The sequence below is a fragment of the Calothrix rhizosoleniae SC01 genome (assembly GCF_900185595.1).
GTDB classification, from domain to species: domain Bacteria; phylum Cyanobacteriota; class Cyanobacteriia; order Cyanobacteriales; family Nostocaceae; genus Calothrix_A; species Calothrix_A rhizosoleniae.
On the sequence record NZ_FYBH01000288.1, the window covers coordinates 22,728 to 45,362 of the forward strand.

A 22,635-nucleotide genomic window follows, 5' to 3' on the forward strand; every position below is an offset into this window, starting at 1 on the left:
ATTACGCCATTAGAGAGCGTACATTGTTGAAAGCTGAAACCTATAAACAGTAAGCTTATTACTCCTTCGGAGTATCTCCATTCGGAGAGACTACGTCAACGCCATTTGCTTTATGCCGGGGAACCCCTATGGGTTGCGCCACTTGCTTTATGCCGGGAAACCCGTCCACCGCAATGGCTCACTTATTACTTGCACGTATATGTTGTGTAAAATTATGAGAACTAGGGTTGATTCTGCAAGCAAAAAACCCGGTTCCCAGGATTATTTTTCTACAGCTGGTTGTAATGCTAATTGATTTCGTTGAGCGTAGGGTACATAACTATAATGAGAATTAGAAGTTCCATTGGCCACTATCCCAATCAAATTTAAACGATTTAACATCGCGGTTGCTTGAGACAATTGAGTTTGACTCACCTTACCCATACTGGCTATCATGACTATACTTTGACAACATGAGGCAGTCAGTAAAGCATCTACTAATCCCAGAACCGGGGATGCATCAACAATTACTAAGTCATAAGTTTCTTCAAATTCAGCCATTAATTGCACCATACGAGGTGAACTTAATAAATGAGCTGGATCCGCAGGAATTGGTCCGGCGGTTAAAATATCAATGTAAGATGAGCCAGAAGATGGAATACTAATTTGATTTGGTGATGTAACTTCTGTGGTTAATAAAGTGGAAAGTCCTTGTTCGTTGGGAAGTTCTAGTTGTTTGTGTAAATTGGGAGTACGCAAATCTGCGTCAATTAGCAATACTTTTTTGTGTAAGCGAGCTGCACTCATGGCTAATCCCAATGCCATAGTTGATTTGCCTCTATCTTCAATGGCTGCGGTAATCATTAAAGACTTTAAATTAGAGCCAAGGCTCATCAGTTCAATATTTTTATAGATTAAATCTAGGGATTCCCAACGAGATGTGGATTGCAGCACTTGAACAGTCTGAGATGTTTGCTCTGACGATTTGTCATCCAACAGTTGCACTAATGAATCTTGAGATTGAGTTAATGGTAAGTTGGGAATCGCACCCAATACTGGCAGAGAAATCTTTTCTTCAATCTCCGCCGTGGTGCGTAAAGCATCATCAGACGCATCTCGGATAAAAGCAGCAATGCTTCCTAACATTAATCCCACAACTCCCCCTAGTAATAGGTTTTGACGCAGGTTAGGGCCTATTTTTATCCCCAATAGAGGTTCTTCCACCACCTGCCAATCAAATCCCCCTTTGGAAAGTTCTTGTCTGACTTCTTGTTCTGCTTTCAATAGTTGTTGTAGTCTTTCACGACTTAACTTGACTTGGGGACTTAAACGACTATACTCTGCCAGAATTGTGGGAAATTGTTTCACTTCTGTCCGCAACGACTGTTCTTTTTTACTAAACCTCTATCCCGCGCCCGTAAAGCCAATATGTTTGTCTGAGCTTCTACAAGTTCCTTAGCAAGATTAAGATCTATTTCACCTAATTGTCCTTGTTGGAGAATATTCGTACTTGAGGTTTTGCTTGTTGCTCCTCCTAAAGTCCTTGATACTTCTTTTTGTAATAATTTTACCTGGCTATTGCGCTGTTCAATCAGCTTTCTGACCTGGGGGGTATCATTTGTAAAACGTAATCTTTCTTGAGCTAAAGCCAACTCCGTTTTTTGAATTTCATCCAATAATGCTTGGTAACGGGAAGATTGACTGAGGCGAGAAGAAACTAGGGCACTTTGGGGTGTGCGCTTCAGCTGTTCTTGTAAAGAATTATAACGAGCGATCGCTTCTTCGTATTGAGAGCGGGTAGCACGTCGTTCTTGTTGAATTTTATTCAGAGAATTTTCTAGAGCTGTTGCTTGGGATTCCGGATTAATTAAATTCTTGCTTCTGCGAAATTTCTGTAAATTAGCTTCAGCGATTCTGACCTCATTCTTAACTTGTTTTAATTGGTCACGAATAACTTTCAGCCCTTTTTTTAATCGTTGTTCTTGTTGTTTTTTATTGTAATCAAGATAAACTTGTCTAACTGATTCTAATACTTTTTGAGTTTTAACTGGATCTTTATCCGAATATTCTGCTAAGAAAATTTTGGTGGCAACATCATCTTCTTTATCCCTAACTTGAGTCAAGACAAAGGAACGGTGCATTTGCTTTAAACTCATATCTGGATAATCAGCTTTTAATTCCTGAATAGCTTTTTTGATCAATCCAGATGTCCGCATCAAATTTAATTGAGTTACAGTATCTACAACAAAATAAGATTCTGTAAATTCACTCTGTTTGCCAAATCCGTCTTTTTGACCTCTACCTTGATAATTAGACTCCACTAGTATTTGCATGGAGCTTTTATAAGTAGGTTTAGTCAAGATAGTGATAACACCAGCAATCGCAACTGCTGCCATAAATATACCTAATACCCAAGGTAATCTGCGGATTAGAACTGAAAATATTTGCCCATAACCAGGCTCTTTCTCGACTGCTGTATTCATTTGGGGATTAAGATTAGTTTGCAGCATTTTTATATCTCAAGCAATAAAAATAATGATTTCTATTTACTGACAAGCCATTGCAATTACTTGCTCAACTTGATGAAAAAATGCCTCTTCCGAAAAATTTGTCACTGCATGATTGCGAATTTGTTGATAATTCCAATTAATTTTTCTACTTTTCAGGAGTGCATTTTGTAAGGAGTCAGGAGTTTGTCTTTTAAATAACACCCCTGTTTTGCCAGATATTTGAGTATCCAATACCCCTCCAGCTCCATAAGCAATTACTGGTGTACCGCTAGCATTAGCCTCCACTGGAACTAAGCCATAATCTTCTAAAGCGGCCACAATTACAGATTTAGCTTTAGCGAATAATTGGGTACGTTTAGCATCTGTTGTGTGTCCTAAAAATTCAATATTGCCTAATGCTTTTGACTGGAGTCTTTCTCTTTCTGGCCCATTTCCAGATATCAATAACCTCCATCCTAACCAATTAAAAGCTTCAATAATTACATCCAGTCGTTTATAACTGATCATTCTGGCTGCAGCTAAATAATATTCATCTTTCTGGGCAGAGAAAACAAATCTGTTAGTATCAATGGGAAAATTAATTACAGTTGCTTGCTTTCCATAAATATTTTGAATCCGTTCAGCAACAATGTGAGAATTAGCAATGTATATATCTGGCTCTTGGGCATATTTCAAATCTACTGCTCTCATGAGCTGAAAAATTTGGGTAATTAGAGGAGCAAAATATTGATAATCTTTATATTCTCGTAAGTAAGTTGCAGTATCCCATAAAAATCTGGTAACGTTATGACAAAAACAAATATGGCGTGCCCCTGGTCTTTTTTGGACTGCTTTGGCAAAGCTGGTACTACTACTAATAATTAAATCGTATTCTTGCAAATTTAATGAACGAAATGCTGGGAAATAGAAGGGTACCATTAAGCGGAAATATTTGGTCGCGCCAGGAATTTTTTGTAAAAATGTAGTGTTAACTATACGCTCACTCAAATCAATAGTTTGTTGCGGAGCATACAAAGACGTAAAAATATCTGCTTGTGGGTAGCGTTTACAAAGCAATTCAAATACCCGCTCTGCCCCTCCTTTCTGGGTTAAGTAATCATGGACTAGAGCAATTCTCATTCTTATTTCCTAAGGCTAGTTTGAAGTTTATCTGCCCTTTGGGCAAGGCATAAGGCAGGAGGCAGGGGGCAGGGGGCAGTCCTCACAGGTGTAGGCTTTTTACAATTGGGTGTTGGTAAGACTTGGAGGACAAGGTGGGAAAGTAGATAAGGGAGGAAACCCGAACCAAAAAAGTACGGTTCCCAACAATACAAACTGGTTCAAAAGCCTATTTTACCGTTGAACAATCTTCCTTGTCTGCCTGTCTTCTAATCTCCCAAGTCTAGCTTCAACCGAAATGTTAAAAATCTACCCTTGTGAGGAAGTGAGGGAGTGAGGGAGTGATGGTTGATGGTTGGTAGTTGATGGTTGGTAGTTGATAGTTGGGGGTTGGTAATTGATGGTTGATAGTTAGTTATTTCATCTCCCCACACTTCCCGCACTTCCCACACTTCTTTCCCTCTTTCCCTCCTTCCCTCCTTCCCTCTCTTCACTCTCTTCCCACACTCCCACACTCCCACACTCCCTCTGCTCCCTGCTCCCTGCACCCCTGCTTAGAAGTCAGCTACATGGCACTTACCAGGGCTTTGCTGGGGTAAAAATACGCACTTTGTTCTGAACGTAAGCGATCGCACATTCTTCCTGTAGGCAATTCTACATCGTCATAAGTAATAACCCTATCTTGGAGAATATCCCTTTTCAGGCGACATCCTGCGGCTAAACCCATTGGTAATAGATTCTGTTGTTGAGCAATGTCGGCGTTTTCACATTGTCCATAGGTCATAAAATAGCCAATGGGATCAATAGTTTCCCCAGCTTTGAGGTCAATTTTAGCTGTAGTTACTACATCAACCATAGGAGCATCTAAGGGAGCAAGCACATAATCTTGAAATAAGACTGCCCGAGCTACGGATATTGGGACTTCAAAATGGCAGAGGTGATAAGGAGTATAAAAACTGTAGAGAGGCCCTTCACCTAGCTTATACAAGTTCAAGTAATGACGCTGTTGAGGATCATCATGGGTGCCAAATACAAATACCCCTGGACCGGGCTGGGAACCAACTACGTAATCAACAATACCTCCCCATTCCTTGAGTTGGTCTACATCATACATTTTAGTTAATTCATCCACATGACCCTTGAACTCATATCCCAACATTCCCCGTTGGGCAACTTTCATCCCTGTAGCATTAGCAACTATTGCCTGTTCAAAGGAAATTTTGCTACCATCGGCAAAACTAGTCACCATATGGGCTTTTTGACCCCATTTTTTGGCAAATGCGGCTTGGGTAGTGGGGTTACGGTAAGGGTCTTGCAATCCTTTGATATTGCCACATAATAAAGGAGTTAAACCAATACTTTTAACAAAGCGATAGAGATTCATTTGTACCCCTGGCTGGTCACCATCACAGGCTGTAAGGATGACCCCAGCTTTGTCAGCATAAATTTTCAGGATTGGCCCAATAGTACCGTCAAGTTCCGCATTCATCATAATTATATGCTTGCGGTAAGCGATCGCTTCCATCACTATTTGAGCGCCAAATTCTACAGCACCAGTGACTTCAATTAAGGCATCAATTTCACTCACATGGCAAAGTAACATTGGATCTTCTGTCACCGCATATTTACCAGTGGCAATGGTTGTAGATAATTCACTGACAGTGGAAACTACTTGTACATCTTCTACTCCTGCTCCAGTATAAGCCTGTCGAGCAGCATCTAGATGGCGGTTAGAAATAGCTACTAACTCCATTCCGGGTACAGAGTTAATAATTTGATTAGCAATACCTCTACCCATAAAGCCAGCACCAATCATTCCTACCTTGATGGGATTACCTGCTGCAGCACGGGCTTGTAAGGCACGATCAACAATAATCATGGGCGAAACTCTTTACAAATAATTGGGATAATTAATTTACGCTGACTCCTCTGGAAAAAAGTAGTCAGTTATCAAAAGTAAAACTGTATAATTTTACGCAGGTATTCTGCCCTACACAAAGGTAGGAAATTATCTCAGGGTGAGAGAATTAAGACAGTCAGTTTATTTGTCTGTCTATATCTATCTGGGGTAGCCACTACCAACAGTCATCATGCGTAATAAAGGCCAATTACTATCTTTTTGGGAAATTTCTGTGACCTCTATGGGCCACTCAATATTAAAGAAAGGGTCATCATAACGTAAACCTCTTTCATAGCCTGGTTGATAAAATTCACCCACTTGATAAATGACCTCACTTTCATCTGTGAGTGCTTGATAACCGTGAGCAAACATTTCTGGAACATATAAGGCGCGACGATTATCGGCGGATAATTCTACCCCTACATGGGATAAGAATGTGGGAGATTCTGGACGCATATCGATAATCACATCATAAATAGCGCCACGAACACAACGAACTAATTTAGCCTCAGCAGCTGGGGGTATTTGATAGTGCATACCCCTGAGGGTACCTTTTTGATAGTTATAGGATGTATTACATTGAGCAACCGTTGGTTTTAAACTATGTGCCTCAAATTCTTGACCACAGAAAGTACGGGCAAAAAAACCTCGATGGTCAGATCTTTGATCTAAGTCAATAATGAATGCGCCTGAGAGTTTAGTTTCTGTGAAAATCATGAATAATCAATATTGTAAATGAATGAGCTAATTATAATTAGCCCTCATAATTAGTACGTGATCGCTGTTGCTTAATGGAGTTTATGTTGATACACTTTACTTTTCTATTACACAAACTTTAATTATCAGCTCATATTTATGCGAGCGCTACATGCGAATTTCATCTAATCTATCCTGTAGCTACTGCACAATCTCAAATTAATGGCTTCGAGATTCGATCCGCTTAGGTGATAGGAATATTTCCCAAACTGAGGTAACTACCAAAATCAGATAAGGAATGATGGTATTAATAGCAATAATAGGCCATCTTCTCAAAGCACCAAAAAACACCTTCCAGTTATTGTGTGTAAAGTGTTTTAAAATCAAATTCCGACAATATTTACTAGAATATCCGATTTCCTCTATTTTGGCATAGATGGTTGGTAAATCAATATATTGCATCTTTAACAAAACTTTTGGATCTTTCATCCAATAGCTACTACCAAAAGCACTTTCCAGATAAACCTCTTTAGTCACTTTGACGCTACCATGAGCAGCACAATAGCCTACCCAATATACTTGGGCTTCCATGTTATTCACACTTTTTGGCCAATGTGCTACAGCATTTTGGATAATTTTAGTCCGATACACCTGAGCACTTAAAAATCCAATTCCCGAATGATTTTCTTCTAAACAATGTTGAAATACTGCTTTACCATCAATATTAACTTCTTCTTTATCAACAGCAAAACAACGCTCATAAATTATTTTCCCTGTTGGTTGATAACGACAGGCAAAGTTAAGAGTTAGTAATGATAATTCCTGATGCTGTTTAAGTTCATTAATGACATAAGCCAAAGTTCGATTTTGAATTGGATCGTCATCTCCAATCATCCATAAATATTTGCTGGTAGCAGTATTAATACAATGAGCAATATTTCTCATCACACCAATATTGGCATGATTTCTATTATTCTGAAACGGGACATCATTGATAAAATGTAGTTGCCATTTATGAATAATTTCTTGGGTATTATCAGATGATCGATTATCAGAAATAATAATTTCACATTCTGATTCAAATCCTTTAATGGCTTGAGCTAGCCATGTTAATTGCTTATCTAGTAATTGGGCACGATTATAGGTAGGAATGGCTATTGTCAGTAATTTAGTCATTTGTCAAACAATTTTGGATTGTGGATTTTGGATTGACCTCATTTCTAAAGTCAGGGGCTTGAAGTAATGAATTATTGCGAAAGAATGCTTATGCATCGCCACACAATTGTTGATTATTTGCCCATAAATAAATTGTGTATCCTTTTACTCTTCGGTTATTTGTGAAAATTACAGCAGAAACGAAAAGCTTGAATTAGTTGTTAGAAACGTAAAATTTTACGCTTCTAAGTAAGTCGGCACAATAAAACCAAACTATGTGAAGAATAGTAAATAAGCCTAAAACCCTTGTTCCCCCTGCTCCCTGCTCCCTGCCCCCTGCCTTATCCAAACGATAATTTTTTACGCCAACCTACTTATATCTGAATGGAATGACGAAAAATTGTGTGTGAGGAGTAATATTAATTGAGATTTAAGGTTAAGTTAGGATATAGGAATCCCCTTTGAAGATTGAAAAAATGTAGGTACTTGTAGTGGAGTGACACGCCTAAAAATGTAGGGAGCGTTTGAGCGATAGGGAAACCAAACAAAGCCTTACTGGTGTTGGTTTCATCCTTCAAATGCCACTTCCTATAACGGAGGGAACCTCCGCAACGGAGTGGCTCCCCAACCTACACCTATTGCACTATTTTAGCTGTGTCAATCCAGTATGTATATTTCAAAAATCAATTAGGACTCCTATATTAACACTAATCATCGAGTATTAATCCAATAATCTTAATTAGGTCATCAAAGTGAAATAACGAAATTTAGCTTGATGACAGTGATGTTAAGATTTTAGTAATTTATATGGATATATCCAAAGATACATGCTAATACCTTATTTCCAAAAGAAACCTTGGTCAATCTGTTGGGTACGAATCAGATATTCTAATTGTTTGAGGCGGGTAAAACCTCTAAACAAGAAAGTATCTTGACTCATATCAATGTGACTGAATACATCAAATAATTGTTGAGCACCTTGTTGTGCATTCCAATCACATTTAAAACCGGGAAGCATTGTATTAATCTTTTCAAAAGAAACTCGATAACTGCGATTATCCGCACCGTTATTTCCAAAATTTAACTGACAATCGGGAAAAATATCTGCAATGATTTCAGCTACTTCTTTGACTCGGTAATTATTAGCTGTATCCCCGACATTGAAGATTTGATTATGAATTATATCCCTTGGTGCTTCTAAAGCACAAGCGATCGCTTTGCCAATATCTAAAGCATGAACTAAGGGTCGCCAGGGTGTACCATCACTGGTCATTTTGATCTGTTTGCTAGTCCATGCTAGACCTGCTAAGTTATTTAAAACAATATCAAAGCGCATTCTGGGAGATGCACCAAAGGCTGTAGCATTCCGCATGAAGGTAGGGGAGAAGTCATCATCAGCTAAGGGCTGAACATCTCTTTCTACCAAGGTTTTACATTCAGCATAGGCTGTCTGCGGATTGATGGGGGATGCTTCTGTGACATCCCCTTCTGTAGCGACACCATAGACACTGCAAGATGACATATAGACAAAGCGTCGTACTCCCACTTGTTTGGCAAGTTTAGCCAGTCTTACAGAACCTTGGTGATTAATTTCGTAGGTAATCTGGGGTGCTAGTTGTCCGGTAGGATCGTTGGATAGTTCCGCCATATGTACGATCGCTTCTACATCTTGCAAATCTGCTGCACAAATATGGCGAATATCTTTAGTCAGGGTTTTGGCTGTCACCTTAGTACCGTTGTATAACCAACCAACTTTATAAAAGCCAGTATCGACACCGAGAACTTCATGTCCCCTTTCCATTAATAAGGGGGGTAATAAACAACCGAGATAACCTTCTGTTCCAGTTACCAGTACTTTCATTTTTTTCTATCCTAGGGAATGGTGGTTGGTGATAGATGCTGCTGGTCAGGAATTTGGTCAACAATGGATTTACCAATTTCAATGGAAGATGTAGCTGCTGGAGAGGGTGCATTGCATACATGGACGGAATTTTCACCATGAATAATTAAAAAGTCATCCACTAATTTGCCATCACCCATCAAAGCCTGAGCCCGAACTCCTGCATGGGTGGGTACTAAATCTTCCCTTCGAACTTCTGGTATTAATTGTTGCAAACTTCTAGTAAAGGCTGCTTTGCTAAAAGAACGAATAATTTCTTGAATGCCTTCATCGGCGTGTTTTGCTGCTAGTTTCCAAAAACCAGGATAGGTCATTACTTCAGCAAAATCACGGATATCAAAGTCTGTTTTTTTGTATCCTTCCCGCTTGAGACTGAGAACAGCATTTGGTCCTGCATGGACACTACCGTCAATCATGCGGGTAAAGTGAACTCCCAAAAATGGAAATTCGGGATTGGGAACTGGATAAATTAAACCTTTGACTAGATAGCGTTTTTCCGGTGTCAGTTCGTAGTATTCTCCCCGGAAGGGCACTATTTTCGCTTGTGGATCTACTTTACCAAGTTTTGCCATGCGATCGCTATATAATCCAGCGCAGTTAATGACAAAGCGAGCAGTAAAAGTACCGTTATTAGTCTCTAGTACTTGGTGATTCCCACTCTTGCTAATTTTCTCCACCTTGGTATTTAGTTTTAGTTCTCCTCCTTGCTGCTGAATCAATTCAGCATATTTAAAGGAAACTTGCTTATAATTGGCAATACCAGTGGAAAGGACTTGAATCCCGCCGACACAACGAACATGGGGTTCAATTTCTTTAACTTCTTCGGGGCTAATGCGTTTGACTTGGATGCCATTTTCTAAACCACGCTTAAACAGGTTCTCTAAACGAGGTAATTCTTCTGCAGTCGTTGCAACAATGACTTTACCACAAATTTCATAATCAATGCCATGCTCTTGACAAAACTCTACCATAGAGCGACAACCATCCCGGCAAAATTTGGCTTTAAAACTGCCTGGTTTATAGTAAATACCAGAGTGAATTACACCACTATTATTACCAGTTTGGTGAAAAGCCCAACTACTTTCTTTTTCCAAGACTAAAATCCGGGCATCAGGATAGCGTTGACCAATAGCCATCCCTGTGGAAAGTCCAACTATTCCTCCTCCGATAATTGCAAAATCGTACATGGTGTTTGTTGCTCCTTCAAGTTCTGTCAATTGAGTATGTTTTAATACTAAGATATAGATATAGATATACTTGTCCTTGTATTATCTACCATACCTTCCAAGGAGCCTGGTTGTCCTTCCACAAGTCTTCCAAATAATTTTTATCTCGTAAAGTATCCATTGGTTGCCAAAAACCATGATGTTTATAAGCAGATAGCTGTTGCATATCAGCCAACTTTTCTAGGGGTTCTTTCTCCCAAACTGTAGAATCATCTGCAATCAAATCAATTACTTCCGGTTCCAGAACAAAATAACCTCCATTAATCCAAGCTCCATCACCTTGAGGCTTTTCTCGAAAACTACTAATTTTGGTTTGCTCATTTTCTAGAACCATGGCACCAAAACGTCCTGGAGGTTGGACTGCTGTGAGAGTTCCTAATGTCTTTTGCTGTTTATGAAATTCAATTGCTTCAGCAATATTTACGTTACTGACACCATCGCCATAAGTAAAGCAAAAAGTATTATTTCCAATATGTTCTTGAACTCGTTTTAAGCGACCTCCAGTCATTGTCTTTTCACCAGTGTCAACCAAAGTGACGCGCCAAGGCTCTGCATAACCAGAATGTATATTCATTTGATTAAATCGCATGTCAAAAGTTATATCTGACATATATAAGAAATAGTTAGCAAAATATTCCTTAATCACGTTACTTTTATAGCCACAGCAAATGATAAAATCATTCACACCATGACTGGAGTAAATCTTCATGATATGCCATAGTATTGGCTTACCACCAATATTTACCATTGGCTTTGGTCTGATAGAAGTCTCCTCACTTATGCGCGTACCTAGACCACCTGCCAAAATAACTGCTTTCATATGCTTACATCAAAATTATGAAGATAGATAAGTAGGTAGATATATACAACTTTTAGACTTATAAAAATAGTATTTGTAGTTACTAATTAACTATTTACATCAGGTTATAAGCAAATATTAATTATTGCTGTAATCAATAATTTAAATGCTATTTGATATAGCAGATTAAAGAGTTTATAAATTAAACAGTATTGTATGTAAAAATATTGTGAAGTTGACTTAAATATTATATAAATATTAATAAAATGTTTTTTTTTGATACTTAATACCTACCAGGGTAAGCGCATATAAAATTATGTTTGATAATACATATTATTTCGCAAAAATATGTTTTTCATGACATATTTGAGTATCAGATGGTTCGATTAAACTCATAGCTTGCAGCAATCTCATTTAGCCCACATTCCCACCTTGAAATTTATAATGCTGTGGGTCAATTAAGTGAAGGGTCAAACACATCGCCTTAAAATCTAGGCGCTGTCATTGGGAGCATCCCACTTTTTTGTAGGTCATTGTGAGGAGGAATGAAGAAGCAATCGCATGAACTTGTTCTGAATTGAAGATTTTGCGATTGCTAAGTCCTAGCGGACACGCTCTGCGTTAAGCGAAGCTATGCCGTAGGCTTTACGCTTCAAGTCCTTGCGCGCCTCTTTCAGAGGAGCTACGCTAGCGCAATGACATTTATTATTTTGATGCAAAATAATAACTGGGATGCACTCGTGCTTGATTCTCAAAAAATAGTACTGATTAAGTACCTATTGAAATTTTGGCGACGTATATATACTTAATCACTCTATTCGATTGTTACTTCATTACTTGAAGTATAGAGGAATACCTGTATTTAAATGATTCATCCCGCAAATATGCAACGCCAAAAATCCAAATGGTGAAGCATTACCTGTATAGGTTGATTATCAGAGTTCAGAAAATACTCGTTGGGAAACTTTTATATTAGAAGATTTTAATAAGTAAGCGTTTTGCTTGATTCAAGATTACTTAAGTGATTGAATCCTTGACATTGTAAAAAAAGTGGGATGCTCCGCCAAATGATTACTGAATTACTTAACTTCTGGTAACTTATAAGTTTGCATATTTTCACTATTTATTGACATATCGCCACATTTATTTTCTGCAATTAAACAAATACTACTTAATGCCTTTTGATAATTTTCCATATCTTTATTTTCGAGGAAAATACGCGCTGAAGTTTCCAAGTCTGCAACTGCTTGATTTTTTTGTTCTTGAGTATTTTTGTCAGAATATTGACTCAGCTCATATTTAACAATTCCTCGTTTGAGATATGTTTTTGCCATATGAGGATTGATTTCTACAGCCCGGTTAAAATCTTTGATCGCCCGTTGGTATTCCTGCTCAAAATCACTGCTATACTGAGCAATTTGATAACGAACTAGACCACGCTGGAAGTATGCTTCTGCCCTAGATGGACTAATGTTAATAGCTTGGTTAAAGTCTGTTAGGGATTTTTGGAAATCTGGTTGGTAGTCTCCATGATATTTAGCCAACTGGAAGCGAACTATACCTCGACGGATATAAGCTTCTACTTCCTGGGGGTTAATTCTCAAGGCAATATTATAATCAGCGATCGCTTGCTTATATTCTGTGTTTGGATCTTTACTATATTCAGCAATTAGTAAGCGCACATTACCCCGATTTACATAAGCTTTAACTTCATTCGGGCTAATTTTTATGGCTTGATTATAGTCTAAGATCGCAGCTTCGTAGTTTTTCAGATTAAAACGAGCATTGGCACGATTAACATAAGTTTTAGCATGTTTGGGATTTTTTTTGATTGCTTGGCTAAATTTTTCTATCGCTAACTCATATTTACGAATTTTATAAAATGCATGTCCCTGTCGATAATAATCAGCAAAGGAGAGGTTATTATCCTTTTGACGAGTAATCCAATTTGTTTGACTATAATTGGATTGCACGAAGGGACGATTGGTTAATTTGACCATGAAGTCTAAATAACCCAAAAAACCAAAGCCCAGTAAACATAAAATCACTGGGTATATTTTGGGATTTGTCCGAGCTTTTTTATAGTGAAAAAATTGATAGGGTAGTACAGATGGTTGATAATTAACGCGGTGGGTGGGGAGAACAGTTTGTGGAGAACGTTGACGTTGATGTTGGGGTTGAGCTGAGGGATATTTCTTTTTCGCTTTTACCCGTGGTTTGAGATGTTCTTTGTTCGCAACTGCTTGGAGAGACGGAAAAGGATCTCTTCCTCCCAAGCGTACTGTCCGTTCGCACCAAGGGCATTTAGATAGGTGATTGCTATAGCGATGCTGGGGATTAACATGACAACTACTTAAATTATTCTCTACTTCAGTTAAAGCAGATAACCAAGTTTGAGCACTAGGGCGCAGGAGAGGATTATCATGTCCATATTCAAAACAGCGTACAAATAATTCTTGCAAACAAGGATGCAAAATTTCCCAAGGAGGAGCTATTGGTGATGGGACGTAGGGAATTACTCGCTTTTGGCTATAGGTAAAATGACCAGCAGCAATTCTGGCTTCATAGGGGGGTGGCTCCCCTTGATTTTGAAATATACCGGCAAAGGGATGAGTACCTTCCATTAACAATTGAAATAATAGTACCCCCAATCCAAATAGATCATGGACTATGGTTCGGTCATGCTGAGCAAAAGTTTTATTCTGTAACTCTGGAGGTGTAAATTCTGGCTTCCCAACTTCGCAGCGATAAATAATTTCGTGGTTTGGATCCCTGACCTGAAATGAATCTGTATCAACTAAAGTAACTAGGGCGGTGTCACTAACTAGAATATTTGATTCGTTAACATCACCTACGCAATATCCACTGTGATGTAAAGCAGCAAAAGCAGCTGTTAAATTGCGAGCAGCACGAATTAAATACTGATAACTAAATAAAGGGCAATGCTGTCTTCTAGTCAGGGGATTATAAAAGTCAATGACAGGACGCATTCCCCGAATTCGAGGCATTAAAAAGCCAATAACTTCTTGCTTCCCATCTGCCGATTGCAGTATTTCACTGGGCCAAGCAATGGAAATATGCCCTAAACTCGCCATGGGATTTTCCGGAGGATGGGCAAGCATGACCTGAAGTTTATGAGCATGTTTTTTTGTGGGCTTATGATATACCTTTGCCACTAAATTACTGTCAGTGGGTACTGTATACACACAAGCTTCCCCACCACGCCCCAAACTTACATTGAGGTTGAGAGGAACAATTTCTTGGTTAGAAAGATAACGTAGTACCTGCACAATAGTTGGTATATATATGGTTTATGGGCAGACGGCACAGTGATTTTTAATCAATTATTTAAGGCAGCAAGGATGAGTGTTAAATCATCATCTGTCCTCTGTGTTATTTTATCTGAACGTAAAAAATTCACCAATTGTTCCCTGGCTACCGTTTCATCCTCTGCCTTACTGACAAAGTCAAATAAGGGGGAAAAGAAAGGATTATGGGGTTCACCTGCGGCCATATTCATGGCAAGCATTTGTAGTCCATCAGTGAGAATACCAACATTGACTATAGTATCCCGGTAGAGTTTCACCTGTGTTGTATATAAAGCATCAACTGTAGTCAAAAATGTGGTTTGATTAATATATTCACCATTATCTGGAACCGTCAGTGCAATTAGATTTCCTTGTAGGTCTTTAGCGACTGCCATCCCATCACCTATTTGCGCCACTGCTACCATTTCTGGGGTACCAACGACTATGATTAAGGTAGTTGCTAAATCTTGAAGATTTGTGTCACAAGCTACAGCTTCCTCTTCTACTGCTTGTCTGGAAGCTAAAATAGCATCCATTAACAGCGATCGCACAGCCGCATCATTAACCAAGATTTCACGGTTCACATTCTGCATCGAAATGTATTCAATGGCAGTTTCCACCGCTATCATTGCCCCCACTTTGCCCAATTTTGCCGAACCTGCACCATCCGCAGCAGCTGCCACTAAAACACTATCTGTCAATACTTGCCAGTGATGAGCATCCTGACACAGTTGGGAGTTCTTAATATGGCTGGTTCCACATACAGAGGCAGATACTACCTGCCAATCGGGTATCTGTGTTGAGATATTCATAAATATAGTTTTCCAACAGCTGGGTGAATAACTAGTACAATTGGGCAAAGTAAAAAAGGCAGATTACAATAGAGACTTTTTAATGATTTTTAAGTTGGTTTATTCCCACCATGTTGTATTAGAAAAATCAATGCAAAAATCATTCCCCGATACTAAATTCAAAGAAACAGGTTTTCTTGGGGTGAATAAATCAGTGTAGTAGAGTAGTTGGGAATATCACTATTACACCGCTCCCCAGCCAATGGGTGGTAGGGCAACTTGCTCATCTACTTGAGAATGGGACACTGCTGACATACTCGCTGATAACCAGACAAACATTTCTATAAAGTTTAAGCCCTTGAGCTTCAAGGGGGCTCTAACAGCTATTTGACTTAAACGTGTCATATTCGCATTTTCCACACCTACTGAGAAAAAAGCAACACGCTTATTTGCTTCATCAGTTTGTAAACGCTTTGTAGCTTCCTCAACTATTTGATCTAGTTCTCCTTGGGGTTCCCCATCTGTAATCATAAATATCCAAGGACGATAGTAAGCAATACCATTTGCTCGATATTGTGTTTTGCGCTCCTGGATCATATCTAAGGATTTATTGATCCCAGAACCCATATTAGTCAATCCTTGTGCCGTTAATATTGGCGGCTGGAATTGATCGGCAGTCACAAAATCCTGCACTACATTCACTGCACTATCAAAGGTGACTATCGCCACCTCTACTCGCCTAGATGCAAGAGAGTTATTAATCAATTCATCTTTAAAACTCAATAAACCTTGATTGAGAGCTTCAATCGCTTCTCCGTGCATAGAACCAGAAGTATCTAGCAGTAGTACGCAAGGGCATCGCGGTTCTGGATTCTCCGCAAATTCCACTACTTCATCAAGTTGTAATGTATCGGGCATAACTTTTTGTGTTATGTTAAACGCCAAGACTTAGTCTTCCTTTCTCTCAAAAGTATATAGCTGAAATACCCGCAGTGGCTACAGAAATAGTTGAGGTAATAAATATAATTTCATCCCCAGCAATTCACAAGAATCATCTTACGTATACTAGAGAATATGAAAAAATAATTAATTTTCCTTGCTCCCTGCTCCTCTACTTTTTCAACCCAATAGATAACACAACCAAAATTCTGGTTAATTAATTATTCAGAGAATTTTTCCAAAAAAATGGTTGTTCTAGATTTAGGTATAAGCCCTATGAGTGGATATCTCACAATATATATCACACATCTAAGCAGATAATCGGGCTTCTGGTTCTGATTTTTCTTAAAGATTTGATGTAGAAACTATAGTTAAAAATAAAATTAATCTAAAATCGTGAACCTAAGCACAATTATAGCTATGAGTATTTTAACAGTGTGGTAATTATAAAAAATGTATACATTTTTTATAATTCTGACTAATGTGTTATAATTATTCAGGATTTTTTTGTGGATTAAAAATAGCAACAATATTTCTGGAATTACGTAATTTTACTTTAGTTCATAATTTATTGTTAAAAGTAGGGAGAAAGACACAATGAGGATTTTTGGGTAATGTGTTTTCAACTGGAATATTATTTTTATAGCATGATTATATTTCTATGATTTTACATTACAACAAAATTACCATCCATGACCAAATTACAGAAAAATATCCAGGTTAAAACATTGAACATGTTTTGTTAAAAAGCTTAATTACTATACTTTTGCATTAGGTATTTTTTGATATAAAAATATGTCATCTGCTTATGATAATGGAAGAGAATATTTAGATAGCATTAATTATGGAACATTCAAAAAATTATATCCTCTGGGTTTATTAAGACAATTAGCGAACAGTCATGATAGTACTTCCTTACAGGTATTAAGCAATAGAGTTTCTTGGTCGATTTATGTGGAACAAGGAAAAATAATTTACGCTACTCATTCTGTAGAACCGGTAGATCGGCTAGAAAGGCATTCGCATCGCCTAGGGGCTCAAATACCCACACTTTCGAATGAAATTTTTGCTCAATTACAAGTATTTATAGAAGGTTATCACAGTCAACTTTCCCACCATCCAGAGTATCAAGGTATTCATTGGCTAATTGAACAGAAATATCTCTCTTTAGCAGAAGCAGCCTTGTTGATTCAAGAGATGGTGAAAGAGGTGATTGAATCATTTTTATTAATTCAACAAGGTAGTTATAAACTGACAAATAAACTACATGATATTCCGAAGATTTGCAGGTTAAATATAAACAAAATTCTCAAAATTTGCCAAGAGAATTTGCGAATATGGCAATTAATGGGTAACAACATATCATCTCCCTATCAGCGTCCATACTTAGGGAATACTGAACCAGCAACTATTGAAAAAATCACAAATAAGTCCAATTCAACTCATTGGAATCAGGGCTTGAGTATTCGTCATTTGGCTGTAATTAGTAATCAAGATGAATTAGTTTTAGCTAGTAATATATATCCTTATATTGTCGAAGGGGAAATTGCACTACATGAACCAGATCCACCCTTTGATAGATTACCCAAAATAGTTATTGATACGTTGAAAACTAAATCTATTAATCATCCAGATAACTCTTCTACAGATATTCCTTGTCTATTGAATAGTGGAGAAATACCCCAGGTATCTGAAAAAAATAGCCAACAAACACAGTCAAATCTCATAATCAATGATTCTGACTGTGAAAACCATCAGATTATTCCTCTAAATTTGCATCGGGAAAAAATATATACAATTGTTGCCATTGATGATAGTCTTGCAAATCTGAAACATATTAGTCATACTTTATCCAATGATATTTTTTCAGTTGTCACTATTTATCAACCAGTGAAAGCCCTTTTCTCCATTATTCGTTACCGTCCAGATTTGATTTTATTGGATCTGAATACAGCACAAATAGATGGGTATGAATTATGTCATTTGATAAGGAATAAATCTATGTTTAAAAAAACACCAATTGTTGGGATGACTGCAAACAAAGGAATATTAAATAGATTTAAAGCTCAAATATTAGGAGTATCTGGATTCTTGGATAAGCCATTTAGTAGTGTAGATTTATTGAAAATTGTCTTTACTCATTTAACATAATTATTAATAACAAAAAATAGTTAATTATTACAACATCAATGTCAATTATCTATGGATGAAAAACGTATTCATAACTATTTTGATTTAATACAGAAGTTATTAAATTGTCAGATTGAGGAAGAATCAGATATTTTATTAACTCATCAATATTTACTTGATGCTGATTTTTTGGAAATGATAAAAACAGCAGCTAAACAAGCTGGAGAGGATGGAAATGAGAAGACTAAAAATTGGTTACTCAATCTCCAAGATAAACTCAATCATTTAGACATTGATGATGAAGTAGAGGCAGGAGAAGGCATCACAAATTTGGAAAATATACTAGAGGGTTTAGAAGCACACTTAGAATTTTTACCTAAAATTATACAAACGATCGCGCAAACAAGTAGCGATCGCCAGGTAGTTTATGCTTTATTGCAGCAGAATACAGACAAACTGGATAAAAATTTTATCTCTGTCTTAAGTTACTGGTTCATCACCACTATCGAAGATGTAGAGAATGATGAGGCAGAATATATTGTAGCTTTAGTGGTGGAATTGAGTAACTTAATTAAGCTGTTTACCATGGCAGAAGAAGAGATGAACATGGAAATTGCAATCGTTGGCTATGAGCTGGTTTTAGATGCTTATCAAAAGCTAGGACTATTGTTTGAGTGGGCAATGGTGCAAAATAATCTTGGTCTTGCTTATGCAGAAAGAATCATGGGGGATCAGGCTGAAAATCAAGAAAAAGCGATCGCTGCTTACCATGATGCTTTAACAATCAGAACTCAAGCACAATTTCCCCAAGATTGGGCAATGACGCTGAATAATCTCGGTACAGTTTATGCAGAAAGAATCATGGGGGAGCGGGCTGAAAACCAAGAAAAAGCGATCGCTGCTTACCATGATGCTTTAAAAGTCAGAACTAAATCACAATTTCCCCAAGATTGGGCAATGACACTGAATAATCTTGGTACAGTTTACGCAGAAAGAATCATGGGGGATCAGACTGAGAATCAGGAAAAAGCTATTTTCTTTTATAATCAAGCCTTAGAAGTGTATACCCAAGATGCATTTCCCTTGGATTGGGCAATGATACACAATAACTTGAAAAAGTCTTCTGATCACAATAATTGACGAAATTAATCAAGGGGAATTTAGAATTTAGAATTTAGAATGAAGAATTTAGAATATTGAGAAGCTAAAATCCAGATATAGTAAGCTTTTCCCTCCTGCCTCCTGCCCTCTGCCTCCTGCCTTCTGCTATAAATAGAAAGCGCCAGAAATACGGTGAAAAGCTGGCGCAATTGGGATTCAATCGTGAGGGCAAAATTCTATCCTAAGTTTCATTAGTCAACAACGGGGTTATACCCATCATGGGTGACAACCTGCAATGAGTTGCTGTTATCAAGTTAAATTTTTCAGCGATTATAGGACGAGGAAATTAGAGGGCAAGCATTGTTCCCCCTGCTCCCTGCCCCCTGCCTTCTACTTACTTGCCCGTAGGGCTATATCGTTCAGCTACAAAATTTGGGATAAAAATTGACGGGTGCGTTCTTCCTGAGGATGGTTAAAAAAATTGTTTGGGGTTGCTGATTCTACTAGGGAACCTCCATCCATCAACACTACGCGATCGGCAACTTCTCTGGCAAATCCGACCTCATGAGTCACAACTACCATTGTCATCCCATCTCCAGCGAGAGTTCGCATTACATCCAGAACTTCCCTTACCATTTCTGGATCTAAGGCTGAGGTCGGTTCATCAAACAGCATAATTTTTGGTTGCATAGCTAAAGCGCGAGCGATCGCTACCCGTTGCTGTTGTCCTCCAGATAACTGTCCGGGGTATTTATTTGCTTGTTCGAGAATACCCACCCTTTCTAATAATTGCATTGCCAAGTCTTGTGCTTTTTCCTTTGACCACTTACGTACCCAAATGGGAGCCAAGGTTATATTTTGTAAAACATTTAAATGGGGGAATAAATTAAATTGCTGGAATACCATCCCCACTTCCCGGCGGATTGCTTCAATATTACGCAAATCATGACTGAGGGTAATACCATCAATTTCAATACTACCTTGTTGATATGGTTCCAAAGCATTGAACGTGCGGATAAAAGTAGATTTACCAGAGCCAGAAGGGCCCATCAAGACCACGACCTCCCCCCGGCTAACAGTCAAACTCACACCACGCAGTACATGGAATTTACCATACCATTTATGGACATCTTCAGCGATAATTATCAGTGTTTCTTCTGACATGGGAATCAATCATCCGAATAATTAAGAATAAGCAATTTGAAATCCTAATTTGTATATTTTTGCAGCAATTATGAGTAAATTAAATATATCGAGGCTTTTCTGAGTTAATTTACAGTCAAAACTTGTCTAGAGCTAATTTTTCATCTATAATTCTACATATTAAATCAGTAAAACTACTACTCTAGACAAAGCTTAAATAATCTGTAAATATTTGCTTATTCTTCAATAATTACTAGTATACTGATGCACCAAGGAACCAAAAAATAGGGTGTACGTCCAATTAACTCATATGTGATTTAACTCTCCATGTTCCGACAAACTACTTTTGGCATTGCTTTGAGTATGCTTGTCCTTGGCAGTGGATTAACGACCATCCCTGTGCCGGGTCACACCTCTACAAAAAAGACTATTGATCGCCAACCAACTTCTACAATTTCTCATTTGGTCGCAAAATCTACTAATTTTCATGCCAGAACCATAGAAAAGTCAGTTTTTGAACAAATTAATCGCTACCGCACTGCCAAAGGTCTGCCGAAACTAACCCTGAATGCAAAAGTTTCCCGACAGGCAAGGTATCATAGTCAAAATATGGCTTTGGAAAAAGTCCCCTTCAGTCACCAGGAATTCGAGGAACGAGTCAGTTTGATTCCCATTGCTTACAATAGTGCAGCAGAAAATGTTGCCTATAATATAGGCTATGACGATCCAGCCTCTGAAGCTGTAACAGGTTGGCTCAAGAGTCAGGGACATTTAAAAAATATTAAAGGTAATTTCAACTTAACTGGTATTGGTGTCGCTATCAATGATCGAAAGCAAGTTTACTTAACACAAATTTTTCTTCGTACTAGTAAAGTACGACGTAAATAAAACAACTATCCCAAATAGATGAAACGGGGAAAATATAAGTATTCTTACTTTTGATTTTTAGATTATGAAATTCCAGATTACACAAATCACTTTTATCAGTGTAATCTGTGTAATCAGTATAATTCGTGATCAACCATTCCTATTTTTTGCACCATAATGTAGTGTCTAAAAAGACTGTTGTTTGCTAGATGCTACATTTTATTTTTGAGTGGATTATGACATTACCAGATTTTCATGTGTGCGATCGCGATCTCAGTCATACTGTTGTCGAGGAGTATCTTCAATCAGAAGCAATCGCAGTAGATACAGAAACCATGGGACTTTTACCACAACGCGATCGCTTGTGTTTAGTACAGTTGTGTGATATAGAAGGCAAGGTAACTGCGATTAGGATAGAAAAGGGACAAAAAGAGGCTCCCCACTTAAAAAAGCTGATGGAAGCCACAAATATCTTGAAAATATTTCACTTTGCCCGTTTTGATCTGGCAGCTTTACGTTACCATCTCGGCATTAATGCCAGTCCTATTTTTTGTACCAAGATTGCCAGTAAATTAGCTCGTACTTATACCCAACGTCACGGACTCAAGGATGTAGTCAAAGAATTGGAACAAGTAGAACTGGATAAAACTGCTCAAAGTTCTGATTGGGGAAATGCAGCCAACTTAACGGAAGCACAATTGAGTTATGCAGCCAATGATGTGCGTTATTTAATCAGCGTGCAACAGAAATTGATGGCAATGCTACAAAGGGAAGGAAGGTGGGAAGTAACGAAAGAATCTTTTAAGTGTTTACCGACAATAGTCAAGTTAGATTTACTCCAATATAAAGATATATTTGAGCATTGAAATTGGGTAGAGGAAATTGGCCCAAATTTTGCCTGGAATTATTTCACCCAAATTGTGTCAGGAAGCGGAATGCCTTGACCACATAATCGGCGCAATCACTGGGGGAAGTATCATAAAAAGCGGGCCATGCTTTTACCTTATCTTCATCATAGCGATCGCTCCTTTGGGGATGCTTTTCTAACCATGACAATCGCACCGCATGACCAATTAATACATCTAGAACAATA

Annotated in this window: 17 protein-coding genes and 1 pseudogene; 4 read left to right on the forward strand and 14 right to left on the reverse strand. The window is 38.0% G+C overall.

Annotated elements, in window-relative coordinates:
- Positions 1–261 precede the first annotated feature (261 nt).
- The 12 genes and pseudogenes from CALSC_RS17185 to CALSC_RS17240 form a co-directional block, all read right to left on the reverse strand.
- Positions 262–2,489 (reverse strand): annotated as a pseudogene (locus CALSC_RS17185) (GumC family protein).
- A 36-nt stretch (positions 2,490–2,525) separates the two neighbouring features.
- The gene (locus CALSC_RS17190) at positions 2,526–3,608 is read right to left on the reverse strand and encodes a glycosyltransferase (RefSeq protein ID WP_088242526.1); all 1,083 of its coding nucleotides are present in this window, start codon (positions 3,606–3,608) and stop codon (positions 2,526–2,528) included.
- 248 nt (positions 3,609–3,856) lie between these two features.
- A complete protein-coding gene (locus CALSC_RS17195) occupies positions 3,857–4,081 on the reverse strand; it encodes a hypothetical protein (RefSeq protein ID WP_143288289.1) in 225 nt (74 codons plus the stop codon).
- Positions 4,082–4,152: 71 nt separating this feature from the next.
- Positions 4,153–5,466 (reverse strand): NAD(P)H-dependent oxidoreductase, encoded by a 1,314-nt coding sequence (locus CALSC_RS17200; RefSeq protein ID WP_088242528.1) that lies wholly within the window; start codon positions 5,464–5,466, stop codon positions 4,153–4,155.
- 180 nt (positions 5,467–5,646) lie between these two features.
- Positions 5,647–6,204 (reverse strand): dTDP-4-dehydrorhamnose 3,5-epimerase, encoded by a 558-nt coding sequence (rfbC, locus tag CALSC_RS17205; protein WP_088242529.1) that lies wholly within the window; start codon positions 6,202–6,204, stop codon positions 5,647–5,649.
- Between the two features lie 198 nt (positions 6,205–6,402).
- Entirely contained in the window at positions 6,403–7,359 is a 957-nt protein-coding gene (locus CALSC_RS17210; RefSeq protein WP_088242530.1) for a glycosyltransferase family 2 protein, read from the reverse strand.
- 817 nt (positions 7,360–8,176) lie between these two features.
- Complete coding sequence (locus CALSC_RS17215) at positions 8,177–9,199, reverse strand: NAD-dependent epimerase/dehydratase family protein (protein ID WP_088242531.1); 1,023 nt, start codon at positions 9,197–9,199, stop codon at positions 8,177–8,179.
- Between the two features lie 11 nt (positions 9,200–9,210).
- The gene (gene lhgO, locus CALSC_RS17220) at positions 9,211–10,425 is read right to left on the reverse strand and encodes an L-2-hydroxyglutarate oxidase (protein ID WP_088242532.1); all 1,215 of its coding nucleotides are present in this window, start codon (positions 10,423–10,425) and stop codon (positions 9,211–9,213) included.
- An 85-nt stretch (positions 10,426–10,510) separates the two neighbouring features.
- Positions 10,511–11,284 carry a glucose-1-phosphate cytidylyltransferase gene (rfbF, locus tag CALSC_RS17225; RefSeq protein ID WP_088242533.1) on the reverse strand — a complete coding sequence of 258 codons (774 nt, stop codon included), beginning with the start codon at positions 11,282–11,284 and terminating at the stop codon, positions 10,511–10,513.
- 1,058 nt (positions 11,285–12,342) lie between these two features.
- Positions 12,343–14,553: a tetratricopeptide repeat protein gene (locus tag CALSC_RS17230; RefSeq protein WP_088242534.1), complete on the reverse strand. Its 2,211-nt coding sequence runs from the start codon at positions 14,551–14,553 to the stop codon at positions 12,343–12,345.
- A 50-nt stretch (positions 14,554–14,603) separates the two neighbouring features.
- Positions 14,604–15,383: a PP2C family serine/threonine-protein phosphatase gene (locus tag CALSC_RS17235; RefSeq protein WP_088242535.1), complete on the reverse strand. Its 780-nt coding sequence runs from the start codon at positions 15,381–15,383 to the stop codon at positions 14,604–14,606.
- Between the two features lie 222 nt (positions 15,384–15,605).
- Complete coding sequence (locus tag CALSC_RS17240; protein WP_088242536.1) at positions 15,606–16,280, reverse strand: vWA domain-containing protein; 675 nt, start codon at positions 16,278–16,280, stop codon at positions 15,606–15,608.
- Positions 16,281–17,096: 816 nt separating this feature from the next.
- Between CALSC_RS17240 and CALSC_RS17245 the strand changes: the two genes are divergently transcribed.
- Together CALSC_RS17245 and CALSC_RS17250 are read left to right on the forward strand one after the other, a co-directional pair.
- Positions 17,097–18,452, forward strand: coding sequence for a DUF4388 domain-containing protein (locus tag CALSC_RS17245; RefSeq protein ID WP_088242537.1), 1,356 nt, complete (start codon positions 17,097–17,099; stop codon positions 18,450–18,452).
- Positions 18,453–18,503: 51 nt separating this feature from the next.
- On the forward strand, positions 18,504–19,571 hold the full coding sequence (locus tag CALSC_RS17250) for a tetratricopeptide repeat protein (protein WP_088242538.1): 1,068 nt from the start codon (positions 18,504–18,506) through the stop codon (positions 19,569–19,571).
- Positions 19,572–19,955: 384 nt separating this feature from the next.
- Here CALSC_RS17250 and CALSC_RS17255 read toward each other — a convergent pair whose 3' ends face one another.
- Positions 19,956–20,696 carry an amino acid ABC transporter ATP-binding protein gene (locus CALSC_RS17255; RefSeq protein ID WP_088242539.1) on the reverse strand — a complete coding sequence of 247 codons (741 nt, stop codon included), beginning with the start codon at positions 20,694–20,696 and terminating at the stop codon, positions 19,956–19,958.
- 306 nt (positions 20,697–21,002) lie between these two features.
- Here CALSC_RS17255 and CALSC_RS17260 point away from each other — a divergent pair, with 306 nt between their 5' ends.
- Complete coding sequence (locus tag CALSC_RS17260) at positions 21,003–21,563, forward strand: CAP domain-containing protein (protein WP_088242540.1); 561 nt, start codon at positions 21,003–21,005, stop codon at positions 21,561–21,563.
- Between the two features lie 215 nt (positions 21,564–21,778).
- On the forward strand, positions 21,779–22,408 hold the full coding sequence (locus CALSC_RS17265) for a ribonuclease H-like domain-containing protein (RefSeq protein ID WP_088242542.1): 630 nt from the start codon (positions 21,779–21,781) through the stop codon (positions 22,406–22,408).
- Positions 22,409–22,451: 43 nt separating this feature from the next.
- Here CALSC_RS17265 and CALSC_RS17270 read toward each other — a convergent pair.
- On the reverse strand, positions 22,452–22,635 hold a 184-nt coding region (locus CALSC_RS17270; RefSeq protein ID WP_143288290.1), incomplete at its 5' end, for a hypothetical protein.

What these genes read in the sequence shown, in the direction of transcription:
- CALSC_RS17190 (WP_088242526.1), bottom strand. Translation starts at nt 3,608, where the DNA reads ATGAGAATTGCTCTAGTCCATGATTACTTAACCCAGAAAGGAGGGGCA.
- CALSC_RS17200 (WP_088242528.1), bottom strand. Translation starts at nt 5,466, where the DNA reads ATGATTATTGTTGATCGTGCCTTACAAGCCCGTGCTGCAGCAGGTAAT.
- rfbC (WP_088242529.1), bottom strand. Translation starts at nt 6,204, where the DNA reads ATGATTTTCACAGAAACTAAACTCTCAGGCGCATTCATTATTGACTTA.
- CALSC_RS17210 (WP_088242530.1), bottom strand. Translation starts at nt 7,359, where the DNA reads ATGACTAAATTACTGACAATAGCCATTCCTACCTATAATCGTGCCCAA.
- CALSC_RS17215 (WP_088242531.1), bottom strand. Translation starts at nt 9,199, where the DNA reads ATGAAAGTACTGGTAACTGGAACAGAAGGTTATCTCGGTTGTTTATTA.
- lhgO (WP_088242532.1), bottom strand. Translation starts at nt 10,425, where the DNA reads ATGTACGATTTTGCAATTATCGGAGGAGGAATAGTTGGACTTTCCACA.
- rfbF (WP_088242533.1), bottom strand. Translation starts at nt 11,284, where the DNA reads ATGAAAGCAGTTATTTTGGCAGGTGGTCTAGGTACGCGCATAAGTGAG.
- CALSC_RS17235 (WP_088242535.1), bottom strand. Translation starts at nt 15,383, where the DNA reads ATGAATATCTCAACACAGATACCCGATTGGCAGGTAGTATCTGCCTCT.
- CALSC_RS17240 (WP_088242536.1), bottom strand. Translation starts at nt 16,280, where the DNA reads ATGCCCGATACATTACAACTTGATGAAGTAGTGGAATTTGCGGAGAAT.
- CALSC_RS17245 (WP_088242537.1), top strand. Translation starts at nt 17,097, where the DNA reads ATGTCATCTGCTTATGATAATGGAAGAGAATATTTAGATAGCATTAAT.
- CALSC_RS17250 (WP_088242538.1), top strand. Translation starts at nt 18,504, where the DNA reads ATGGATGAAAAACGTATTCATAACTATTTTGATTTAATACAGAAGTTA.
- CALSC_RS17255 (WP_088242539.1), bottom strand. Translation starts at nt 20,696, where the DNA reads ATGTCAGAAGAAACACTGATAATTATCGCTGAAGATGTCCATAAATGG.
- CALSC_RS17260 (WP_088242540.1), top strand. Translation starts at nt 21,003, where the DNA reads ATGTTCCGACAAACTACTTTTGGCATTGCTTTGAGTATGCTTGTCCTT.
- CALSC_RS17265 (WP_088242542.1), top strand. Translation starts at nt 21,779, where the DNA reads ATGACATTACCAGATTTTCATGTGTGCGATCGCGATCTCAGTCATACT.